Genomic DNA, 21,537 nt, shown 5'->3' with positions numbered 1-21,537 from the left:
CTCCGTCCCCCGGCGCGCGGGCGGCGAGCCGTTCTCCATCGGGCCCGTGCCGGTCTCCTCCTGGCCCGGCATCCGTACGGTGTCGGTCACCGGGCGCCGCCGGGGCGGGCCGGGGGCCGGGCCGGGGCGATGCCCGAGGCGCGCAGGACGGCGAGGGCCCGGTCGGCGCGGCGCGGGTCCACCGGCAGGGCGTGCCGGGCGAACCAGGCGGCGGGTGCCGGATCGGGGGAGGGGTCGGTGAAGACCTCGCCCGCGTAGGTGTCGAGCGGCGGATCGTAGAGGTAGCCGGTGGTGATCCGGTGCCGGGCGAGGGCGGCGACGGCCGCGTCCCGGTCCGTGACGAGCAGCGGCACCCTGAACAGCGGCTGCGGCGCCCTTCCTCCGGTCCGCCCGTCCGCGTACTCGCTGGCCGACAGCCTTACGGTGCCCGCCAGATGGGCGTCGAGCACGGAGTCGAGCGCGGCGAGCGCGCGGGCGGTGCGGCGGAGCCTGCCAGGGCCGGGCCGCAGCCGGTAGTCGTGCAGGTCGACCCGGACCCAGGAGTGGAAGGGGTCGAGGGCGGGGGCCTCGGGGAGGGCCTGTTTCAGTTCGTCGGGGCGCAACGGCATCCGGATCCCGGCCCGTTCGTCCAGTCCGAGCAGCCGGAAGGCCGCGCGGGCGGCTCCGGTGAGGCGCAGTGCGCGCAGCGCGGACTCGGCGTACGGGCGGGCCAGATGGGCGAGTTCGGCGGTGGCGCGGGTCGGATGGAGCAACGCGTCCCGGGTGGCGGCGAGTTCGGCGCGGCGGGCCGGGTCGGCGAAGGTGAGGAAGCCGCCGGTCCTGGCGGCGGCGTGCTTGGAGAGGCTGAACACGGAGGCCTCGCCGTGGCCGCCGACCGGGCGCCCGCCGACGGTGGAGCCGATGGCGTGGGCCGCGTCCTCGATCAGCGGGATGCCGAACCGGTCGCAGCGCGCGCGGAGTTCGGGAGCCGGGTCGGGGTTGCCGTACAGATTGGTGGTGAGGACGGCGGACAGGCCGCGCCAGACGGTGTCGGGCACGGCGGAGACGTCGAGGGAGCCGTCGAGCGGGTCCAGCGGCGCCTGGACGGGGCGCAGCCCGGCGGCGAGGACGACGAAGAGGATGACGTCGTCGTTGACCGGCGACATCAGCACCCGGCCGCCGGGCGGGCACCAGTGGCGCAGCGCGAGGTAGAGGCCGAAGCGGCACGACGGCACGTAGAGGCACTCCCGGCCCCCGAGCCGCCCGCGCATACGTCCTTCCAGGTCCGCGTACGCAGAATGCATGTGTTTCCCCCCTGAGCCCCGGGCTCAATGTGGCCCGGATCCGGAGGGCGCGTCAACAGCGGCCTCCGGTCGCGCGGAAGGGCCCGTCCGGGTCGGCAGACCGTGGACGGGCCCTTTCCGCGGCCGGTTCGGCGGCTCGGGGGAGGCGGTGGAGGTCATTCCTCCAGGGTGAGCCCCCGGCGGAGCTTCGCGAGGGTGCGGGAGAGCAGCCGGGACACGTGCATCTGGGAGACGCCGAGCTCCGTGCCGATCTCCGACTGGGTCATGTTGGAGACGAAGCGGAGGGAGAGGATGTGCCGTTCGCGGGCGGGCAGCGAGGCGATCATCGGCTTCAGGGAGGCGATGTACTCGATGCCGGTGAGACCGTGGTCCTCGTAGCCGAGCCGGTCGGCGAGCGTGGACTCACCGCCTCCGCCGTCCTCCTCGTCGGGCTGGGCGTCCAGCGAGCTCGCGGTGTAGGCGTTGCTCGCGGCCATGCCCTCGACGACCTCCTCGGGCGTGATCCCCAGCTCCTCGGCGAGTTCGGCCACGGTGGGGGAGCGGTCGAGGCGCTGGGCGAGCGAGTCGCCCGCCCTGGCGAGGTCGAGGCGGAGCTCCTGGAGCCTGCGGGGCACGTGCACGGACCAGGAGGTGTCGCGGAAGAAGCGCTTGATCTCGCCGATGACGGTCGGCATCGCGAACGTGGGGAACTCCACGCCACGGCTGAGCTCGAACCGGTCGATCGCCTTGATGAGGCCGATGGTGCCGACCTGGACGATGTCCTCCATCGGCTCGCTGCGGCTGCCGAACCGGGAGGCCGCGAACCTCACCAGGGCGAGGTTGAGTTCGACGAGGGTGTTGCGGACGTACGCGTGGTCGTGGGTGCCCTCCTCCAGCTCGGCGAGCCGGGCGAAGAGCTGCTTCGACAGGGCCCGCGCGTCGACCGGTCCGACACGGTCGAGGGGGCGCTCGGCCAGCTCGCCGAGGATCTGGTCGGCGGGGTGGCCGGTGGTGGGAGCCGGGGGGCCGGCCGGGTGGTCGAGGGTGACTGCTGCCGACGGCGCGTCGGGGGTACGCGGGGCGTCGAGCCGGGGTGACATGGGTCTCCTTCGCGGGGTTCTCTGCTGCGGTGTGCGGCGCCTCCGAAGCCGGTCGTGTCGGATGTTCCTTACTAGCCCTACCTGTTCGACACGGGGGCCCGCAAGTGTCGACAATTCACTTTGTCCTGGTTTGTGGTGGACCTCGTGTGCACGGAAGGGGGTCTCGCTTGTAGGGTTCGTGACACGTCAGTCGGCATCCGCGAGAGCGAGAAGAGGCACGGCCATGGACCGCGAGCACATCGGCAGCGCACCGCCCGCGCGGCTGCGGGTCGAGGTCCGCACCGTGGGCGCGAGCGAACTCCTCGCCCCGTCCGGCGAACTCGACCATCACACCGCCGACCTGCTGCGCGACCCCCTCGACGGGGCGCTCGACGCGGGGCGGTCCCGGCTGGTCGTGGACTGCTCGGGCCTGGAGTTCTGCGACTCCACCGGACTCAACGTGCTGCTCGCCGCCCGGCTGCGGGCGGAGGCGGCGGGCGGCGGGGTCCATCTGGTGGCGATGCGCCCCGCGGTGGCCCGGGTGTTCCGCATCACAGGAGCGGAAGCGGTCTTCACCCTCCACGAGACGCTCGCCACGGCGCTGCCCGGCGGCTGAGCCCGGAACCGTACCGTTCTCCCGCACGGCCCACGTCCTGCCCCTGTCCCGTCGATCGGTGAGGTGAAGCGCTGATGGACCAAGCTTCCGACGTCCGGACCCTCGCCCTCGGCGAGACCAGCGGCACCGTGCCGCTCGCCCGCGACTTCACGCGGACCGCGCTCCACGAGTGGGGCTGGCTGCCCGCCGCCACCGCCGACCGCAGGGCCGCCGCCGAGGACGTCCTGCTCGTCGTCTCCGAACTCGTCACCAACGCCTGTCTGCACGCCGAGGGCCCCGAGCGCCTCCGCGTCCTGCGGCTGCCCAAGGTGCTGCGCCTCGAAGTCACCGACCGGGGTGCCGGGCAGCCCGCACCCCGCACCCCGCACCGCTCGGGGCGGCCCGGCGGGCACGGGATGTTCATCGTGCAGCGCCTCTGCCTCGACTGGGGCATCGAGCGCACCCCCGGCGCCCCGGGCAAGACGGTCTGGGCCGAACTGTCCTCACCCGCTTAGGAGTCGAGCGCGAGAGGCTCCACCGGTCGCCCCGGCCCGCCTCCGGCCCGCCTCCGGCCCCCTTCCGGCCCCCCTCCGGTCCGCCCCTGGCCCCGCCTCCGGCCACCTCCGGTTCTCCTCCGGCCCTCTCCCGGTCCGCCCCCGGCCCTCCTCTCGTTCCGGCCCCCGCCCGGCCCCCGCCCGGCCGGGAGCCTCCCCGCACCCCTCCCGTCCGGCTCTCCCGTCCGGCTCTCCCGTCCGGCTCCCCCGTCCGGCTCCCCCGGACGCTCCGAGGACCTTCACAACTCCACCCGTTCCCCTGCCTTCCCTCCGCGGGGTCTCCGGCGTACCTTGACGGCCAATCTGAAAGACCGTCAGTTACGTTGCGGTGAGGGGTGTTACCGGTGTCCAAGGTGCCGAACCGAAGGAGAACGGCCGCCGCGCTCACGGCCGCCGCGACGGTGACGGGCGCGGTCGTGCTGACCGCCGCCCCGGCCGCCCACGCGGCCGTCGTCGACGTCAACTACGCCTGCGAGACCAAGATCGGCCCCAAGAGCGCCGTCTCGCCCGTGGACATCAAGGCGGTGAAGAACGGCGGCTCGTACACGATCACCATGTCCTTCGAGAAGGGCGTCTCCGACAGCCCCGTCGAACTCCCCAAGGGCGTCATGACCCCCCGCGCCGAACTCGTCCTCGGCGGCGCCGGTTCCGGCACCGTCAAGGTCAAGGGCACCCCCAACACCGCCGCCATCCCGCCCGACACCCCCATCTCCATCGGCACCCTGACCGGCACGTACACCCCGAAGAAGAACGGCAAGGTCACCTTCACCGCCGGGACCCTCACCGTGCACGCACTCGGGATGGACGCCGCCGTCTGCACCCCCGGGAACAGCCCGAAGCCCTCGCTCGTACTCGACGTGACCGGTGCGGCGGGCGGCTCCGACGCCCCGCCGCCCGCCGACGACCCCGGAACCTCCGGAGGAACCGGCGCCGAACTGCCCAGGACCGGCCCCCTCGACTCCGCCGTGGCCCTCGGCACCCTCGGCGGCACCGTCCTGCTGACCGGCGCCGCCGGAGTCCTCTGGCTCACGCGGCGCACGGCACGCTGATGCGGGCGGCGGCGCGCCCGGGGCTCGTGGCCGCCGCGACCGCCCTCTGCGGCGTGGTCGCGGCCGCTCCCCCCGGGGACCCGGCCTGGACGGCGGCGCCCGCCGCCGGACGCCCGTACGTCTATCTGGAGGGCCCCGCCGGGAGCGTCCTCCAGGACACCCTGTCCCTGACCAATCCGGGCGCCCGGCCGCTCACCGTGCGCCTCAGCGGGCGCGGCGCCCCCGTGGCCTTCGCCGCGCCGTCCGTGACCGTGCCCGCCAGGACCCGCGCCGACGTGCCCTTCGCCGTCACCGTCACCGCCGACACCCCGCCCGGTGACCACCGCGGCACGGTACGGGCCGTCGCCGACGGCCGCGAGGTCCGCGTCGACCTGCGGCTGCGGGTCCCCGGCCCGCGCCTCGCCGCGCTCACCGTCGAGGACGTCCGCGTCGACACCGGCACCGGCACCCTGCGCTACACCCTGGTCAACCGGGGGAGCACGGTCCTGGCCCCACGGCTCGCCGTACGGGCCGAAGGGCTTCTCGGCACCCTCCTGGAGCGGCCGGAGCGCCCGCTGCCCGTGACCCTCCGCCCCGGCGAGCGGACCACCCGCGCCGAAGCCTGGCCCGACCCGCCCGCGCTCGACTCCGTCACCGTCCTGCTGACCGCCACCGCCCCCGGCGCGAGCCCCGCCACCGCCCGCGCCGGGGCCGCCTTCGCCTCCGGCCCGGCGCTCGCCGGGGCCGCCGGACTGCTCCTGGCGGCGACCGCCGGGGCCGTACGGGCACTTCGGCGGCGCGCCCCGACCCGTACCCCACGAGCCCCGGCGGGAGCGACACCATGAGAACGATCCGTACGGCCGCCGCCCTCCTCGCGGCCCTGGCCCTCGCGCTGCTGCCCGGCGCGCCCGTGACCGCGGCCCCCGGCCCGGCCGTGGAGCTGTCGGCGGCGGAGGGAGGCAAGGGCGGCGAGATCACCGTGAGCGGCAGCGGCTGGCGGCCGGGCTCGCTGCTCATGCTGCTGATCTGCGGTCAGGGCGCCCCCGGCAAGGGAGTCGTCGGCGGCACCAACTCCTGCGCCAACGCCGAGGGCCGGGCCGCCACCGTCGACGCCCGGGGCGGTTTCAGCGCGAAGCTGCCCGTCGTCGAACCGCCCAAGCCCTGCCCGTGCGTGGTGCACGTGGCCGGGGTCACCGGACCGCAGGACGCCGTCGACCGGGCGTTCGCGGTCGCCGGGCACCCCACCGCCCCGCTCCCCGAGGCCTCCGGCGACGGGCGGCTCGCCGTCCTCGACGCCGCCCGGCTCGAAGGCTCCGGCGGACTGCTCGTGTGGTTCGGGGCGCCGCCCTCCCGGGAGATCGTCTTCACCGTCGGCAACCTCGGTCCGACGCCGGTGAAGGACCCCGTCTTCCAGGTCGGCAGCGGCCACGGCGTCTTCGCCCCGCAGTACGAGGAACGCAGGTGGCGCGGCACGGTCGACCCGGGCAAGAAGGCCCGGGTGCGGCTCCCGGTGGAACTCGCGGCGGGCGCGCACGGCGACTACCAGGTCTCCGTGACGTACGCGGACAAGGTCCTGGTCGAGCAGCCGTGGGGGGTCGGCAGGCCGTGGGGCGTGACGCTCTTCTGGCTGCTGCTCGCCGTGGTCGTCCCGGCCGCGCTGTTCCGGATCGGGATGGCCGTCGTGGACCGCGCCCGGCCCGTCCGCGCCCGGCCCGTCCGCTCCCCGGCGGGGGCCGGATCCCCCGCCGTCCGGCGCCGTCCCCGCACCCCCGCCGGGCCCGTTCCCCGCGAGCCGGGGGACCCCGAGACCACCGCGGTCCTGCCGTGGTTCAGTCCTGACTCCGCACCGTCAGCCCCAGAGAGCAGCCCGACGACGAAGGGACATGCGTGAGTACGCAACGGAGGATGAGCGCGGCCGGGATCGCGCTGGTGCTCGGCGGCGCGGGGATCCTGATTTCCGCCGGTCCCGCCGGGGCCGCCGAGATCTCGTACGCGACGGAGTGCGTCCCGCCGCCGATCTCCGGGCTTCCGCCCGTACAGGGCACGACGAAGGTGCTCGTCACCGCACCGGCCGAGGCCAAGGTCGGCGACGAGGTCGAGATCGTCTGGAAGACCGTGCAGGCCGCGTCGAAGAACCCCGACGTGCTCGACCTGGAGAAGGACACGGTCAAGCCGACCGGTGTCCTGACCGTGGGCGGCGCGGCGACCGGCACGGTCGCGATGGAGGGTCCCCGGCAGAACCCGCCGATCCCCAAGAACAGCCCGATGGTGCTGCCCGAGATGAAGGGGAAGCTGAAACTGACCAGGGCGGGCGAGGTCACGCTCACCCCGGACAAGTACACGATCAACGTGTCCAAGCCGCTGTCCACGGACACGAAGTGCGCCCCGAAGGCGGCGGCGCCGGTCGGCGCGACCATCAAGGTCAAGGACGGCGGGGGCACGACGACGTCTGGCGGCACGACGACGTCTGGCGGTACGACATCGGGCGGCACGACGACGACCGGCGGGACCACCACGGGGGCGACCACGTCCGGCGGCACCACCAAGGGCGGCACGACCACCACGGGCGGTACCACCTCCGGGGGTGCCACCACGGGCGGTGCCACCACCTCCGGCGGTTCCTCCGGGGGAAGCGGCGGCCAGACCTCCTTCCCCGGCAAGGAGGTCTCCGTCTCCTTCAGCTGCCAGGCCCCCGGGCCCGCCGCCATCAACTCGAAGGTGACGATCGACGCCCGGCGCGACGGCGGTGGCTACGCCCTCACGGTCAAGACGGCCAAGGGCGTCATGGACAGTCCCGCCCCGCTGCCCGCCGGGGCGCTCAAGGCCTCCATGGCGGTCAGGGTCGGCGGCGCCGACAACGGCACGGTGACGGTCACGGGACCGCCCAACGCGACCGCCCTGAACATGGGCGACCCGGTGAACCTGCCGGACATGAAGGGCACGTACCGGCCCGGCGCGACCGGCAAGGCCACGCTCAGCCCCGGCACGCTGACCATCGACGTCACCCTCGGCAGCTCCAAGATCCAGATCCCGTGCCAGGTCAAGGGCGCGGTCCGGACCTCCCTCACGCTGGACACCAGCAAGCAGGAGGGCGGGGTCACCGGCGGTACGTCCGGCGGCTCCACGGCGTCCGGCGGATCCGGGACCCCGGGCGGCTCGGGCGGTTCCGGCGGCGGGGACCTCGCCCACACCGGCGCCGACGACGCCGGAGCCCTGCGCGCCCTCGCCCTGGTCGCGGGCACGGTGATCCTGCTCGGCGGCGCGGTCTTCACCTTCACCCCGTGGGCACGGCTGAGGCGCTGACGCGGGGCGGGAACGGCGGAGGGCCGCCGCACCGGACGGGTGCGACGGCCCTCACGGCCGTACCGCGGGCGGGGGAGGCGTCAGCGGACGCCTCCCATCAGGCCTTGGACCTTCTTGCGGTACATGAAGATCGCGAAGCCCGCGAAGACGGCCAAGGAGGCTTCCATCGCGATCACCCCCGTCCCGTTCAGGTCGACGCCCGCCAGCGAGAGCAGGCCGGTGGTGCAGTCGCCCGCGGTGACCGCGAGGAACCAGACACCCATCATCTGGGAGGCGTACTTCTGCGGCGCCATCTTCGTGGTGACGGAGAGGCCCACGGGGGAGAGGCACAGCTCACCGATGGTCTGGATCATGTAGATCGAGACGAGCCACATCGGGGAGACCTTGGTGCCGTCGCCCGCCATGTTCATCGGGACGATGAAGACGAAGAAGGACGCGCCGACCAGGACCAGGCCCATCGCGAACTTCACGACGGTGCTCGGTTCCTGGTTCTTGCGGGCCAGCCAGAGCCACAGCCAGGCGAAGACCGGGGCCAGCGACATCACGAACAGCGGGTTCAGCGACTGGTACCAGGTGGCCGGGAAGCCGAAGCCGAAGACGCTGTCGGCGGTCTTGCCGTCGGCGAACAGGGCCAGCGTCGAACCGCCCTGGTCGTAGATCATCCAGAAGACGGCGGCGGCGACGAAGAACCAGATGTAGCCGGTCATCTTCGACTGCTCGGACTTGTCGAGCTCCTTGTCGCGCTTGATGCGGACCAGGACGGCGACCGGGATGATCAGACCGGCGAGGGTGATCGGGACGAGCGCCCACTTCAGGGTGTACATGCCCAGGGCGACGACGGCCCCGTAGAACGTGGCGGCGAGGGCGACGACGAGCGCCGCCTTCACCAGGACGCCCTTGCGCTCCTCCGGCGTGAGCGGGTTCGGGACGACGTTGCTCTTCGGGCTCAGGCTCTTGGTGAAGGCCAGGAAGCAGGCGAGGCCCACGCCCATGCCGACGGCCGCGAGGGCGAAGCCCAGGTGCCAGTTGACCTTCTCGCCGAGGGTGCCGACGGCGAACGGGGCCACGAAGGCACCCAGGTTGATGCCGACGTAGAAGAGCGTGAAGCCGCCGTCGCGGCGCGGGTCGTCCGGCCCGTCGTACAGGTGGCCGACCATCGTGGAGATGTTGGCCTTGAGCAGACCGGAGCCGACCGCGACGAGCGCGAGGCCGACGAAGAACATCGCCTGGCCCGGCAGGGCCAGCGAGGCGTGACCGGCCATGATGACGAAACCGGCGATGGCGACGGTCTTGCGGGCGCCCCAGACGCGGTCGCCGAACCAGCCACCGGGCATGGCCATCAGGTAGACCATCGACACGTACACGGAGTAGATGGCCGTGGCCGTGGCGGCGGTCATGGCGAGGCCGCCGCCCTGGCTGCCGGTGGCCGCGTCCGCGCCGCCGGAGACCAGGTACAGAACGAGAAGGGCCCTCATGCCGTAGTAGGAGAAGCGCTCCCACATCTCGGTGAAGAAGAGGGTGGCCAGACCACGGGGGTGGCCGAGGAACGTCTTCTCGGAACCAGGGGTTCCGTTCGAAGCCGTCGTCAGGCTGGACGCCATGTCGATCCTTGCTCTGTCGGGACGCGCGCTTTGTGAGCGTGGTGCGCCCGGTGGGGGAGGCCGGCACCGGTGGCGCCGCGGGCGGCCCCACCGGGATCCACGCTCCGGGACGCGTCGTCGCGTCCCGGAACCCGGCCCACAGGTCATTCACTGTCTTCCAAGGTGCGGCAGGCCGACCTCACGCAGAAGAGGACCTTGGCTCACGAAACTGGCCAAAGGTCCCCGTGTACCGCTACAGACGTCTCGCCACCATACGACACGACACTGTCGGATATGGAAGGACTTGAGAGATGGATCACAGGGGATGATGCAACCGAATGGGAACATTCGAAGGTCTCGCGCGCGACCACCACAAGATCCGCAGGCGTTCTTCCGGCCCGGCCGATCACGCCCCGGCCCGGCACCCGCGCGGACTACCATCACCCCATGACCCGTGTACTGCTCGCCGAGGACGACGCATCCATCTCGGAGCCGCTGGCCCGCGCCCTGCGGAGAGAGGGGTACGAGGTCGAGGTCCGCGAGGACGGCCCGTCCGCCCTCGACGCCGGACTCCAGGGCGGTGTCGACCTGGTCGTGCTCGACCTCGGACTGCCCGGCATGGACGGACTCGAAGTCGCCCGGCGGCTGCGCGCCGAGGGCCACACGGTCCCGATCCTGGTGCTCACCGCGCGCGCCGACGAGGTCGACACCGTCGTCGGGCTCGACGCGGGCGCCGACGACTACGTCACCAAGCCCTTCCGGCTCGCCGAACTCCTCGCCCGCGTCCGCGCCCTGCTCCGGCGCGGCGCCACCGAGCCCGCCGTCGCCCCCTCGACCCACGGCGTCCGCATCGACGTCGAGTCGCACCGCGCCTGGATGGGCGAGGAGGAGCTCCAGCTCACCGCCAAGGAGTTCGACCTGCTCCGGGTCCTGGTCCGGGACGCGGGCCGGGTCGTCACCCGCGACCAGCTGATGCGCGAGGTCTGGGACACCACCTGGTGGTCCTCCACCAAGACCCTCGACATGCACATCTCCTGGCTCCGCAAGAAGCTCGGCGACGACGCGGCGAACCCGCGCTACATCGCCACCGTCCGGGGCGTCGGCTTCCGCTTCGAGAAGAGCTGACCCGCCCGCCAGGGTCCGGCCCGGGAAGGGCCGGACCGTCGGGGGCCCGTACGGGAACGGCCGGACCGTCAGGGTCCGCCGCCCGGGGGCCCGGACCCGGACCCGGAAAGAGCTGACACCGCACCGTGCGCCGCCGCCTCATCAACTCCACGCTCGCCGTGGTGCTCGTCGTCATCGCCGTCTTCGGCGTCTCCCTGGTGATCGTGGAGACCCGGACCATCACCAGCAGCGCCCAGGAGAGCGTCGACTCGGAGGCCCTGCGGATCGTCTCCATCGTCGACAGCCGGCTGATCGGCGGCGAGCCGGTCAACCCCGACATCCTCGCCGAGCAGAGCGGCGCCAAGCGGTACGCCGTCATCGACATCCCCGGCCGCTCCCCCATCGAGATCGGCACCCGCCCCAGGGGCGACGTCCTCAAGGGCTTCGCGGAGGGCGAGCGCGGCGAGACCGTCACCGTCGAGGAGTCCCGCTCCGCCGTCACCGCCGAGGTCGGCCGGACCCTCATGATCATCGGCGCGGTGGCGCTGCTCGCCGTCATCGCCGCCGTCCTGCTCGCCGTACGGCAGGCGGACAAGCTGGCCTCCCCGCTCACCGACCTCGCGGAGACCGCCGAACGCCTCGGCTCCGGCGACCCCCGCCCCCGCCACAAGCGCTACGGGGTCCCCGAACTCGACCGGGTCGCCGATGTCCTCGACGCCTCCGCCGAGCGCATCGCCCGGATGCTCACCGCCGAGCGCAGACTCGCCGCCGACGCCTCCCACCAGCTCCGCACCCCCCTCACCGCGCTCTCCATGCGCCTGGAGGAGGTCGCCCTCGCCGACGACCTGGACACCGTCAAGGAGGAGGCGACGATCGCGCTCACCCAGGTCGAGCGGCTCACCGACGTCGTCGAACGGCTGCTCACCAACTCCCGGGACCCCCGGACGGGCTCCGCCGTCGCCTTCGACCTCGACGAGGTCGTCAAGCAGCAGATCGAGGAGTGGCGGCCCGCCTACCGCAGCGCCGGACGGGCCATCGTCCACTCGGGCAAGCAGGGGATGCGGGCGGTCGGCACCCCCGGCGCCGTCGCCCAGGTCCTCGCCGCCCTCATCGAGAACTCCCTCATGCACGGCGGCGGCACGGTCGCCCTGCGGACCCGGGTCACCGGCAACCAGTCGGTGATCGAGGTCACCGACGAGGGCCCCGGCGTCCCCGCCGACCTCGGCGCGCGGATCTTCGAGCGGGCCGTCAGCGGCCGCAGCTCCACCGGCATCGGACTGGCCGTCGCCCGGGACCTCGCGGAGGCGGACGGCGGCCGTCTCGAACTGCTCCAGCAGCAGCCGCCGGTCTTCGCGCTCTTCCTGAGCCGCGAGGTCCGGAGCGTCTCCGACACCCCCAGGGAACGGCCCGTACGGTGACGGGGCCGCGCTCCGTACGGTGACGGGCGGGTCTCACCGGAAGGCGCCACCGGAAGGCCCGAGCGGGATCCGGAGGGTCCGGGAAGGAAGCCCCTGGAAGGCCGTCAGACCCGGTCGGGCTGGCGGCGGCTCGCCTGGCGCGGGGCGTGCTCCAGGAACGATTCGGCGGTCTGCACCGCCTCCTTCGCGGGCAGCGCGCGGAACACCCAGGTGCGGTACGACCAGAAGCGGAACAGGGTCGCCACACCGATGCCGAAGAACTTGAAGAAGTTGCTCGCCAGCGGGCCGTCCCAGCCGAGACCGTACGTCGCCGTGTAGAGCACACCGTTCTCGATGACCAGCCCGACCGCGCTGAACAGCAGGAACAGCGACATCTCCCGGGTCCGCCCCGAATTCTCCCGGTCCCGGTACGTGAAGTAGCGGAAACCCACGTAGTTGAAGACGATGGCGACCACCGTGGCGATCACGCTGGCCCGCACCATCGGGATGTCCGTGAAGTGGCGGACCAGATTGAAGACGGCCAGGTTCACCAGGACGCCGACGCCACCGACCAGCCCGAACTTGGCGACCTCCCGGCCGAGCCGGTCGAGTCGCGTGCGCAGCGCGCCGGGTTCACTCATGGTGATGGCTCTGTCCCGTCCGTTCGGGTGGCGTCCGGATGACGTCAACCCGACCATGCTAACCAGCGCCCCCGTCACCCGCCCGTGTACCTCGGAAACCACGGAAGAACCCCCTCCCCACCCGCCCCTTCGTTGTGCCAAAGCACAGCCGGACGAGTGTTCCCCGATGGTGCGGATACCCTAAGGGGGTGACGTTCCCGGTAGTCGGTATGGTCGGTGGCGGTCAGCTCGCCCGTATGACCCACGAGGCGGGCATCCCCCTCGGCATCAAGTTCAAGCTGCTCAGTGACACCCCGCAGGACTCGGCGGCCCAGGTGGTGAGCGAGGTCGTCATCGGCGACTACCGCGACCTGGACACGCTGCGTGACTTCGCGCGCGGCTGTGACGTGATCACCTTCGATCACGAGCACGTCCCCACGGAGCACCTGAGGGCCCTCGAAGCGGACGGCGTCCCCGTCCGCCCCGGGCCCGACGCGCTGGTGCACGCCCAGGACAAGGGGGTGATGCGCGCCCGGCTCGACGAGATCGGCGCACCCAGCCCCCGGCACCGCATCGTGACGGACCCCGAGGACGCGGCGGCCTTCGCCGCCGAGACCGGGGGCTATCCGATCATCCTCAAGACCGTGCGCGGCGGCTACGACGGCAAGGGCGTCTGGTTCGTCCGCACCCCCGAGGACGCCCACGAGCCCTTCCGCGCGGGCGTCCCCGTCCTCGCCGAGGAGAAGGTCGACTTCGTCCGCGAGCTCGCCGCCAACATCGTGCGCTCCCCGCACGGACAGGCCGTGGCCTACCCGGTCGTCGAGTCCCGCCAGGTCGACGGCGTCTGCGACACCGTGATCGCCCCCGCCCCCGATCTCGACGAGCGGCTCGGCGGACAGGCGCAGGAACTGGCGCTGCGGATCGCCGCGGAACTGGGCGTCGTCGGCCATCTGGCCGTCGAGCTGTTCCAGACCGCGGACGGCCGCATCCTCGTCAACGAGCTGGCGATGCGCCCGCACAACTCCGGGCACTGGACCCAGGACGGCGCGATCACCTCCCAGTTCGCCAACCACGTCCGCGCGGTCCTCGACCTGCCCCTCGGCGATCCGCGCCCGCGTGCCCCGTGGACCGTGATGTGCAATGTCCTGGGCGGCGACTACCCGGACATGTACTCCGCGTATCTGCACTGCATGGCCAGGGACCCGCAGCTCAAGATCCACATGTACGGCAAGGACGTGAAGCCCGGCCGCAAGGTCGGTCACGTCAACACCTACGGCGACGACCTGGACGACGTGCTGGAGCGCGCCCGCCACGCCGCCGGATACCTGCGAGGAACGATCACCGAGTGAGCAGCACGAGCAGCGCCCCCGCCCCCGTCGTCGGCATCGTCATGGGCTCCGACTCCGACTGGCCCGTCATGGAGGCCGCCGCGCAGGCCCTCGCCGAGTTCGACGTCCCCTACGAGGTCGACGTCGTCTCCGCGCACCGGATGCCCCACGAGATGATCGCGTACGGCGAGGAGGCCGCCGGGCGCGGCCTCAAGGCGATCGTCGCGGGCGCGGGCGGCGCCGCCCACCTGCCGGGGATGCTGGCCTCCGTCACCCCGCTGCCCGTCATCGGCGTGCCGGTGCCGCTGAAGTACCTCGACGGCATGGACTCGCTGCTCTCCATCGTGCAGATGCCCGCGGGCGTTCCCGTCGCCACCGTCTCCGTCGCGGGCGCCCGCAACGCGGGCCTGCTCGCCGTCCGGATGCTCGCCGCGCACGACCCGGCGCTGCTCGACCGGATGCGCGGCTTCCAGCGGGAGCTGAACGAGCAGGCCACCGAGAAGGGCAGGAAGCTCCGGGCCAGGGTCGAGAGCGCCGATTCCTTCGGTTTCCACGGATGAGCGCCGCCGACCGCCTCGAAGAGGCCCGCGCGCTGCTCGCCGCACATCCCGTCGCCGACGGCCACAACGACCTGCCGTGGGCGCTGCGCCGCCGCGCGGGCTACGACCTGGACCGGCTGGACATCGCCGCCGACCAGAGCGGCGCCCTCCACACCGACCTCGCCCGGCTGCGGGCCGGGGGCGTCGGCGCCCAGTTCTGGTCGGTGTACGTGCCCTGCGGTCTCGCCGGGGACGACGCCGTCAGCGCCACCCTGGAGCAGATCGACATCGTCGACCAGCTCCTGGAGCGGTACGCGGCCGACCTCGCGCCCGCCCGCACGGCGGACGACATGGAGGCGGCCCGCGCACAGGGCCGCATCGCCTCCCTGAAGGGCGCCGAGGGCGGCCACTCGATCAACAACTCGCTGGGCACCCTGCGCGCGCTGCACGCCCTGGGCGTGCGGTACATGACGCTCACCCACAACGACAACAACGACTGGGCGGACTCGGCGACCGACGCGCCCCGCGTCGGCGGTCTCTCCGCCTTCGGCCGCGAGGTCGTCCGCGAGATGAACCGCTGCGGGATGCTCGTCGACCTCTCGCACGTGGCCGCCACCACCATGCGGGACGCGCTGGACGCCTCGGCGGCGCCGGTGATCTTCTCGCACTCCTCGGCGCTCGCGGTCTGCGACCACCCGAGGAACGTTCCGGACGACGTCCTGGAGCGGCTGCCCGTCAACGGCGGTGTCGCGATGGCCACCTTCGTGCCCAAGTTCATCCTCCCCGCGGCCGTCGAGTGGACCGCCCGCGCCGACGAGAACCTGCGGGCGCACGGCCTCGACCACCTCGACACCACCGAGCGGGCGATGGCGCTGCACCGCGCCTTTGAAGAAGCGGAGCCGCGCCCGGTCGCCACCGCCGCCACGGTCGCCGACCACCTCGACCACATGCGCGAGGCCGCGGGCATCGACCACATCGGCATCGGCGGCGACTACGACGGCACGGCCTTCACCCCGGCCGGACTCGACGACGTCGCCGGATACCCGAACCTGGTCGCGGAGCTGCTGCACCGGGGCTGGTCGCACCCGGACCTCGCCAAGCTGACCTGGTCCAACGCGGTCCGCGCGCTCCGGGACGCGGAGGCCGTCTCGCGCGATCTGAAGGGCCGTACGGCCCCGTCGAACGCGACGCTCGACTCCCTGGACACCCCGGCCCCGCAAGGCGCCTGACGGGCCGTACGGGCCGTCCCCGCCTCACCCGGACGGCTCAGTCCGCCGCGCTCCTCCGGGGGCCCGGTGGCACGGTGGACGGTACTGCCCCGCCGCACATGGCGGGGCGGTACTGCATCACCGAGTTCGGAGTACCCCATGGCGGAACTGCTAGACGCCCACGCCCCCCTCCCCACCGTTCCCGCCACCGGCGGCGAGCCCGAGGCTCCCGAGCCGCCCCCACCGCCCGACGAGACCAGCCGGGCCCGTGCCCTGCTGGCCGCCCAGCCCGTCACCGAGGGGCACACCGAGCTGCCCCGGTCCCTCGACCCGGAGGACCTGCCGCCCGTCCGGGCGGCGGAGGCCGGAGCCCAGTTCTGGTCGCTGCGGGTGGACGGCGACGACGGCGTCGTCGGGACCCTGCGGCGCATCGACGCGGTCCGCGCGCTCGTCGCCGCCTGCCCCGAGGACCTGCGCCTCGCGCACACCACCTCCGAGATGGCCCACGCCCGCAACTGCGGCCGGGTCGCCGCCCTGCTCGGGCCGGTCGGCTGGAACGCGCTCGGCGGCTCGGCCGCGACCCTGCGGGCCTACCACGCCCTGGGCGTACGGGCCGTCGGCCTCACCCGCTACGACCGCTTCGCCCACGGCGCGGTACGGGAGATGAACCGCATCGGCCTGGCCGTGGACCTGTCGGGCGCCGACCAGGACACGCTCCGCCGGGTCCTCGCGGTCACCCGCGCCCCCGCGCTGCTGACCCGGGCGGCCCCGGAGGGCCTCGCCGACGACGTCCTCGGCCTCCTCGGCGAGAACGGCGCGGTCTGCATGGTCACCGTGACCGACGACCCGGCCGCCGTCGCCGACGTCCTCGACCGGGTGCGGGCCCTGGCCGGTCCGCACTGCGCGGGCCTCTCCGGCACCACCGCCCCGGCCGTCGGCTACGTCCCGCTCTTCGCGGAGCTGCTCCGCCGGGGCTGGCCCGCCCGGGAACTGGTGGGGCTCGCCCACGCCAACGTCACCCGGGCGCTGCGCGAGACGGAGTTCCTGTCCCGGACGAACCGCATCCGGCCCGCGGCGGCCTGACCGTACGACGGGAGGAGGGGGTGCGGGCGTCCCGCACCCCCTCCGGGGCGTCTCACCGGGTGTGGCCGACCTCGGGGAAGTCGGGGGAGGGGCCGTCGAGCAGCCGCCCCCGGTCGCGGAGGTGGAGGTCGAAGAAGGCTCGCGGATAGGCGCGTTGGAACGCCTGTGCCCGGTGCCCGGGAATCGTCCCGACCTCTTCCTCCAGTTCGCGCGGTGACATGCCCAGGAGAGGGGCGATCAGCGGCAGGATCAGCGCGTCGTCGCCGAACGACTGGTGCGCGGCTCCCCGTACGGTCAGACGCAGTCGCCAGCCGCGCAGATTCGACCAGAACGCGCGCAGGGCGGGGTTGTTCTCCATGCCGCCCTTGCCCGGGGTGTCCACGACCAGGAACGGGCGGTCGAGCCCGGCGTCCACCACCGGGCCCGCCGCGCCTCCGTCCAGGCTCGCTCCCGCCGTGATCCGTCCGTCGGTGAGCATCGTCGCGGCGGTGGTGGCGCCGCCCAGGGAGTGGCCGAGCATCCCGACGCGCCGAAGGTCGAGCGCCCCGCGCAGGCCTCCGGGCAGCGGGGTGCGGCAGACGCCGGGGTGGCCGCCCGAGCGGAGGACGGCGAGCCGGTCCAGGACGAAGCGGATGTCGGCGGTACGGACCGCGAGGGCCTTGGCGTAGTCGCTGATCCCGCCCGCCGGGTTCGTCTCGACGCGCCCACCGGGAAAGGCGACCGCCGCCGCGTCGTAGGTGTGGTCGACGGTGACCACCAGAAAGCCGTGACCTGCGAGGTCTTCCACGATGCCCGTGCCGAACGACCGTGACGCGTCGGCGCCGGGAGAGTAGAGCACGACGGGCAGGGGGCCCGGTGGGCCGCCGACGGGAACGCCCTCGTGGCCGTGGGTCCGGCCCAGCCGTACCCGGCCGGGAGGCAGCCCGAGGAGGCTCAGGTACCGGTCGGCCGCCGCCTGAGGCATCCAGGGAACGGCGGGGCGGGCCGCCCCGCCGCGGGCCGGGTACCAGATGCTGATCATCAACTCGCGGCAGGGGCGGGAGGGCACCCAGGGGTCCGGCCGCGCGGTGTCGGCCAGGTGCAGCGAGACCGTACCCAGCGGGTAGGGCCCGTTCGGGGCGGGCAGGTGGAACCGCACGGGTTCCTCCCGCCGCGGTCGCGCGACGGCCGTCGGCGCGAGCGGACCCTGGATCACGGCCGCGGCCAGACCGGCGCACGAGGACAGAAGTGTTCTCCGATTCATACGCTCCACTGTTCTGCCCGACGAGCCCGGCGGCTTCGCCCCCGGGGAGGAACCCCGTGTCGGCCCAGGAGGGTACGACGGGCATCAGCCGCGCGGATGACTCAGCCTCCGAGATGACGTCCTCCGGGCTGACCGGCCCCGGGCCCCCGTCCGGATAGCGTGGCCGGCATGGACGACGGGGAGTCACGGCCGTTGGTGGCCAGACGTCTGCGGGACGGACACTGGCACGGCGTGGACACGGCCGCGGCCGTGCTCCTCGCCCTGGCGTTCGGCGCGAGCGAGACGCGGAGCGGTGGCTGGGGCGCGGGAGCCGTGGCGGCGGCGGTCTGGCTGCCGGTCGCGGTACGGCGCAGATGGTCCGTCCCGGTGCTGTACACGGTCCTGGCCGGAGCGGTCTGCGCCCTGGCGCTCACCGGATGGGAGGAGTCATGGGTCCCCGTCGGGGCAGCCCTGTACACGGTGGCGGCGCGGGAACCGCGGCGCCGGTCCGCGACGGCGCTCGGCTGCTCGCTGGGCGCCGTCGCGGCGGCCATGGCCCTCGTACCGCGACCGGTCCCGGTCTCCGAGGTCGCGTCGGGCGTCGTCTTCGCGTCTCTGATGATGACCCTGCCGTGGCTGGTCGGCACCGCGCTGAGAGAGCAGCGGTCGTACGCGGAACTCGCCGCCCGGCAAGCCGTGACGGACGAGCGCCTGCGGATCGCCCGGGAGCTCCACGACGTGGTGGCCCATCATCTGACCGTCATCACGGTACGGGCCGAGGTCGCCCGTGCGGTGGCCTCCACCAGCCCGCAGGAGGCCGAGCGGACCCTCGCGCTGGTCGGGGCGGCGGGCCGGACGGCGCTCACCGAGATGCGCCGGATGCTCGGCGTCCTGCGATCACCCGGTGACGGGGCCGAGCGGGAGTCCGCCCCCGGTCTGGCGGACCTGCCCGCGCTCGCGGACGGCGCGGGCCCGCGCGTGAACCTGTCCGCCGACCCGTATCCGCCGCTCCCCCCGGGTGTGGAACTGGCGGTCTACCGGATCGTCCAGGAAGCCCTCACCAATGTCGTCCGGCACGCGGGATCGGCGGACTGCCGGGTGGCCCTGTCCCGGACGGGCCCCGGAGCCGTCGAGATCGAGGTCGTCAACGACGCTCCGTCCCGGCCGCCCTCCCGGCGTCCCGGCGGCGGGCACGGGCTCATCGGGATGCGGGAGCGGGCGGCCATGTGCGGCGGGACCCTCTCCGCAGGTCCCCTGGCGACGGGCGGTTTCCGGGTGCACGCGCGGCTGCCCTGCGGACCGGGGACAGCACGGTGAACCGGCCGGTCCGGGTTCTCATCGCCGACGACCAGGCCCTGTTGCGGGCGGGCTTCCGGCTGCTCATCGAGAGCGTGCCGGACCTCACCGTCGCGGGCGAGGCCGTCAGCGGCGACCAGGCCGTCGAACTCGCGCTGCGGCTGCGGCCCGACATCGTGCTGATGGACATCCGGATGCCGGGCACGGACGGACTGGAGGCCACCCGGCGCATCTGCGCGGACCCGGAAGCCACCGGCACCCGGGTGCTGGTCCTCACCACGTTCGACCTGGACGAGTACGTGTACGCGGCACTGCGCGGCGGGGCCAGCGGATTCCTCCTGAAGGACATCCTCCCCGCCGATCTGCTGACCGCCCTGCGGGTGGTCGCCTCCGGCGACGCCCTGCTCGCGCCCACGGTCACCCGCCGTCTGATCCGCGAGTTCGCCGGACGCCACGAGCCGCGCCCGCGGCTCGCCCGGGAGCTGGCGGGCGTGACCCCACGGGAACGGGAAGTCCTCCGCCTGGTGGCCCGGGGCCTGCCCAACTCCGTGATCGCCGAACACCTCGGGCTGAGCGTCTCGACCGTCAAGACACATGTACGGCGGCTGCTGGCCAAGCTCCACGCCCATGACCGGGCCCAGCTGGTCGTCATCGCCTATGAAACGGGCCTGGTCACCGCGGCCGGCCCCCCGGCCGACGACTGACGCCTCCCCGGCTGGGACGGTTGAACCCGAACGGGACGCCCGGCGCCCCGGAGGTTCACACCTCCGGCCGGGTCACCGGCGTCTCAGGCGCGCGGGCGGCCCATCGCCCGGTAGGTCCAGCCGGCCGCCCGCCAGCGCTCGGCGTCCAGCGCGTTGCGGCCGTCCAGGATCACCGGGGAGGCGGCCACCCCGGCCAGCTCCGCCGGGTCCAGCTCGCGGAACTCGCGCCACTCGGTCAGGTGCAGCACCACGTCCGCGCCGCGCACGGCCTCCCGCGCCGAGTCCGCGTACCCCAGGGTGGGGAAGACGCGGCGGGCGTTGTCCATGCCCTTCGGGTCGTAGACGGTGACCTGGCCGCCCTGGAGGTGTATCTGTCCGGCGACGTTCAGCGCGGGGGAGTCGCGGACGTCGTCCGAGTCGGGCTTGAAGGTGGCGCCGAGGACGGCGACCCGGCGGCCCAGGAAGGAGTTCCCGCCGAGGACCTCGCGGGTCATCTCGACCATCTGGCCGCGCCGCCGCATGTTGATGGAGTCGATCTCGCGCAGGAAGGTCAGCGCCTGGTCGGCGCCCAGCTCTCCGGCGCGGGCCATGAACGCCCGGATGTCCTTGGGCAGGCAGCCGCCGCCGAAGCCGATGCCCGCGCGGAGGAACTTGGCCCCGATGCGGTCGTCGTGGCCGATGGCCTCGGCGAGCCGGGCCACGTCACCGCCCGCCGCCTCGCAGACCTCGGCCATCGCGTTGATGAAGGAGATCTTGGTGGCGAGGAAGGAGTTCGCGGCCGTCTTCACCAGTTCGGCGGTCGGGAAGTCGGTGACGACGAACGGGGAGCCCGCGCCGACCGGGACGGCGTACACCTCGCGCAGCAGTTTCTCGGCCCGCTCGCCGCGGACGCCGACCACGACCCGGTCCGGACGCAGGGTGTCCTGGACGGCGAAGCCCTCCCGCAGGAACTCCGGGTTCCAGGCCAGTTCGACGCCCTCGGGGAGGACGTCCGCGAGCCGTTCGGCCGAGCCGACGGGCACGGTCGACTTGCCGACGACCAGGGCCCCTTCGCGGACCACCCCGGCGAGGGAGGTGAAGGCGGCGTCGACGTAGCTCATGTCGCAGGCGTACTCGCCGTGCTTCTGCGGGGTGTTCACACAGACGAAGTGCACGTCGCCGAAGGCGCCGACCTCCTCCCAGGAGGTGGTGAAGCGGAGCCGTCCGGTCGATCCCTCGATGCCGACGACGTGCTTCGCGAGGAGTTCCTCCAGACCCGGTTCGTACATCGGGACCCGGCCGGTGGAGAGCAGTTCGATCTTCTCGGGGACGACGTCGAGTCCCAGCACGTCGAAGCCCAGCTCCGCCATGGCCGCGGCGTGGGTGGCGCCGAGGTAGCCGGTGCCGATCACAGTGATCTTGAGGGCCATGCGGTTCTCCAGGGAAGATCGGGCGAATGCCTGCCCGAGCATAGTCCTGCCCTGGTCGGGACTCCCGGCGCGGCCCGTCCTCCGGGACGTACGAGAAGGGGGGCCCCCCCCGGGGGGCCCCGCCCGGGGGGGGGGGGGGGGGGCCCGGGGGGACACCCCCGGGCCGCCCGGTGGGGGTTTGTATTGTAGCCCACCCGCCTGCACAGTCGCCATGACCCCAAAAAGG

At 73.4% G+C, this 21,537-nt stretch carries 20 protein-coding genes; 14 read left to right on the top strand and 6 right to left on the bottom strand.

Annotation, left to right across the window (positions count from 1 at the left end):
• Nucleotides 1-86: 86 nt before the first annotated feature.
• Together ACIO92_RS31090 and ACIO92_RS31085 are read right to left on the bottom strand one after the other, a co-directional pair.
• Nucleotides 87-1,283 carry a DegT/DnrJ/EryC1/StrS family aminotransferase gene (locus ACIO92_RS31090; protein ID WP_402283773.1) on the bottom strand — a complete coding sequence of 399 codons (1,197 nt, stop codon included), beginning with the start codon at nucleotides 1,281-1,283 and terminating at the stop codon, nucleotides 87-89.
• Between the two features lie 155 nt (nucleotides 1,284-1,438).
• Nucleotides 1,439-2,362, bottom strand: coding sequence for an RNA polymerase sigma factor SigF (locus tag ACIO92_RS31085; protein ID WP_366443803.1), 924 nt, complete (start codon nucleotides 2,360-2,362; stop codon nucleotides 1,439-1,441).
• 223 nt (nucleotides 2,363-2,585) lie between these two features.
• On the opposite strand from ACIO92_RS31085, the gene ACIO92_RS31080 reads away from it, so the two are divergent.
• The 6 genes from ACIO92_RS31080 (at nucleotide 2,586) to ACIO92_RS31055 (ending at nucleotide 7,821) form a co-directional block, all read left to right on the top strand.
• Nucleotides 2,586-2,957 carry an STAS domain-containing protein gene (locus ACIO92_RS31080; protein WP_366443802.1) on the top strand — a complete coding sequence of 124 codons (372 nt, stop codon included), beginning with the start codon at nucleotides 2,586-2,588 and terminating at the stop codon, nucleotides 2,955-2,957.
• 74 nt (nucleotides 2,958-3,031) lie between these two features.
• Nucleotides 3,032-3,451: an ATP-binding protein gene (locus tag ACIO92_RS31075; protein ID WP_366443801.1), complete on the top strand. Its 420-nt coding sequence runs from the start codon at nucleotides 3,032-3,034 to the stop codon at nucleotides 3,449-3,451.
• 392 nt (nucleotides 3,452-3,843) lie between these two features.
• On the top strand, nucleotides 3,844-4,539 hold the full coding sequence (locus ACIO92_RS31070; RefSeq protein ID WP_366443894.1) for a peptidase: 696 nt from the start codon (nucleotides 3,844-3,846) through the stop codon (nucleotides 4,537-4,539).
• Nucleotides 4,539-5,363, top strand: a complete 825-nt coding sequence (locus ACIO92_RS31065) for a hypothetical protein (RefSeq protein WP_401238263.1) — start codon at nucleotides 4,539-4,541, stop codon at nucleotides 5,361-5,363. Before ACIO92_RS31070 ends, ACIO92_RS31065 begins: the two co-directional genes overlap by 1 nt.
• On the top strand, nucleotides 5,360-6,409 hold the full coding sequence (locus ACIO92_RS31060; RefSeq protein WP_402283770.1) for a hypothetical protein: 1,050 nt from the start codon (nucleotides 5,360-5,362) through the stop codon (nucleotides 6,407-6,409). The genes ACIO92_RS31065 and ACIO92_RS31060 overlap by 4 nt, the downstream gene beginning before the upstream one ends.
• A gap of 14 nt (nucleotides 6,410-6,423) precedes the next feature.
• Entirely contained in the window at nucleotides 6,424-7,821 is a 1,398-nt protein-coding gene (locus ACIO92_RS31055) for a hypothetical protein (RefSeq protein WP_402283768.1), read from the top strand.
• A gap of 80 nt (nucleotides 7,822-7,901) precedes the next feature.
• On the opposite strand, the gene ACIO92_RS31050 is transcribed toward ACIO92_RS31055, so the two are convergent.
• Complete coding sequence (locus ACIO92_RS31050; RefSeq protein WP_402283766.1) at nucleotides 7,902-9,422, bottom strand: peptide MFS transporter; 1,521 nt, start codon at nucleotides 9,420-9,422, stop codon at nucleotides 7,902-7,904.
• 426 nt (nucleotides 9,423-9,848) lie between these two features.
• Here ACIO92_RS31050 and ACIO92_RS31045 point away from each other — a divergent pair, with 426 nt between their 5' ends.
• Together ACIO92_RS31045 and ACIO92_RS31040 are read left to right on the top strand one after the other, a co-directional pair.
• Complete coding sequence (locus ACIO92_RS31045; protein WP_366443796.1) at nucleotides 9,849-10,526, top strand: response regulator transcription factor; 678 nt, start codon at nucleotides 9,849-9,851, stop codon at nucleotides 10,524-10,526.
• 125 nt (nucleotides 10,527-10,651) lie between these two features.
• The gene (locus ACIO92_RS31040) at nucleotides 10,652-11,923 is read left to right on the top strand and encodes an ATP-binding protein (RefSeq protein ID WP_366443795.1); all 1,272 of its coding nucleotides are present in this window, start codon (nucleotides 10,652-10,654) and stop codon (nucleotides 11,921-11,923) included.
• Between the two features lie 104 nt (nucleotides 11,924-12,027).
• On the opposite strand, the gene ACIO92_RS31035 is transcribed toward ACIO92_RS31040, so the two are convergent.
• The gene (locus tag ACIO92_RS31035; protein ID WP_366443794.1) at nucleotides 12,028-12,543 is read right to left on the bottom strand and encodes a GtrA family protein; all 516 of its coding nucleotides are present in this window, start codon (nucleotides 12,541-12,543) and stop codon (nucleotides 12,028-12,030) included.
• Nucleotides 12,544-12,731: 188 nt separating this feature from the next.
• Here ACIO92_RS31035 and ACIO92_RS31030 point away from each other — a divergent pair, with 188 nt between their 5' ends.
• From ACIO92_RS31030 to ACIO92_RS31015, 4 genes are all read left to right on the top strand, one after another.
• The gene (locus tag ACIO92_RS31030; RefSeq protein WP_366443793.1) at nucleotides 12,732-13,871 is read left to right on the top strand and encodes a 5-(carboxyamino)imidazole ribonucleotide synthase; all 1,140 of its coding nucleotides are present in this window, start codon (nucleotides 12,732-12,734) and stop codon (nucleotides 13,869-13,871) included.
• Between the two features lie 41 nt (nucleotides 13,872-13,912).
• Entirely contained in the window at nucleotides 13,913-14,410 is a 498-nt protein-coding gene (gene purE, locus ACIO92_RS31025; protein ID WP_366443893.1) for a 5-(carboxyamino)imidazole ribonucleotide mutase, read from the top strand.
• On the top strand, nucleotides 14,407-15,618 hold the full coding sequence (locus tag ACIO92_RS31020; protein WP_402283763.1) for a dipeptidase: 1,212 nt from the start codon (nucleotides 14,407-14,409) through the stop codon (nucleotides 15,616-15,618). The genes purE and ACIO92_RS31020 overlap by 4 nt, the downstream gene beginning before the upstream one ends.
• A gap of 138 nt (nucleotides 15,619-15,756) precedes the next feature.
• Nucleotides 15,757-16,680: a membrane dipeptidase gene (locus ACIO92_RS31015; RefSeq protein WP_402283761.1), complete on the top strand. Its 924-nt coding sequence runs from the start codon at nucleotides 15,757-15,759 to the stop codon at nucleotides 16,678-16,680.
• A 52-nt stretch (nucleotides 16,681-16,732) separates the two neighbouring features.
• Here ACIO92_RS31015 and ACIO92_RS31010 read toward each other — a convergent pair whose 3' ends face one another.
• Nucleotides 16,733-17,818: an alpha/beta hydrolase family protein gene (locus tag ACIO92_RS31010; RefSeq protein WP_401238248.1), complete on the bottom strand. Its 1,086-nt coding sequence runs from the start codon at nucleotides 17,816-17,818 to the stop codon at nucleotides 16,733-16,735.
• 273 nt (nucleotides 17,819-18,091) lie between these two features.
• Between ACIO92_RS31010 and ACIO92_RS31005 the strand changes: the two genes are divergently transcribed.
• Both ACIO92_RS31005 and ACIO92_RS31000 read left to right on the top strand, forming a co-directional pair.
• A complete protein-coding gene (locus ACIO92_RS31005) occupies nucleotides 18,092-19,219 on the top strand; it encodes a sensor histidine kinase (RefSeq protein WP_401238245.1) in 1,128 nt (375 codons plus the stop codon).
• Nucleotides 19,216-19,902: a response regulator transcription factor gene (locus tag ACIO92_RS31000; protein ID WP_366443788.1), complete on the top strand. Its 687-nt coding sequence runs from the start codon at nucleotides 19,216-19,218 to the stop codon at nucleotides 19,900-19,902. Before ACIO92_RS31005 ends, ACIO92_RS31000 begins: the two co-directional genes overlap by 4 nt.
• An 83-nt stretch (nucleotides 19,903-19,985) precedes the next feature.
• Here the strand turns inward: ACIO92_RS31000 and ACIO92_RS30995 are convergent, their stop codons facing one another.
• Nucleotides 19,986-21,311 carry a UDP-glucose/GDP-mannose dehydrogenase family protein gene (locus tag ACIO92_RS30995; protein ID WP_366443787.1) on the bottom strand — a complete coding sequence of 442 codons (1,326 nt, stop codon included), beginning with the start codon at nucleotides 21,309-21,311 and terminating at the stop codon, nucleotides 19,986-19,988.
• Nucleotides 21,312-21,537: the final 226 nt, after the last annotated feature.

This window comes from Streptomyces sp. NPDC087215 (assembly GCF_044744885.1).
In the GTDB taxonomy this organism is placed as follows: domain Bacteria; phylum Actinomycetota; class Actinomycetes; order Streptomycetales; family Streptomycetaceae; genus Streptomyces.
Note: the sequence above shows the minus strand (reverse complement) of the source record. Positions and strands in the feature narration are given on the sequence as shown.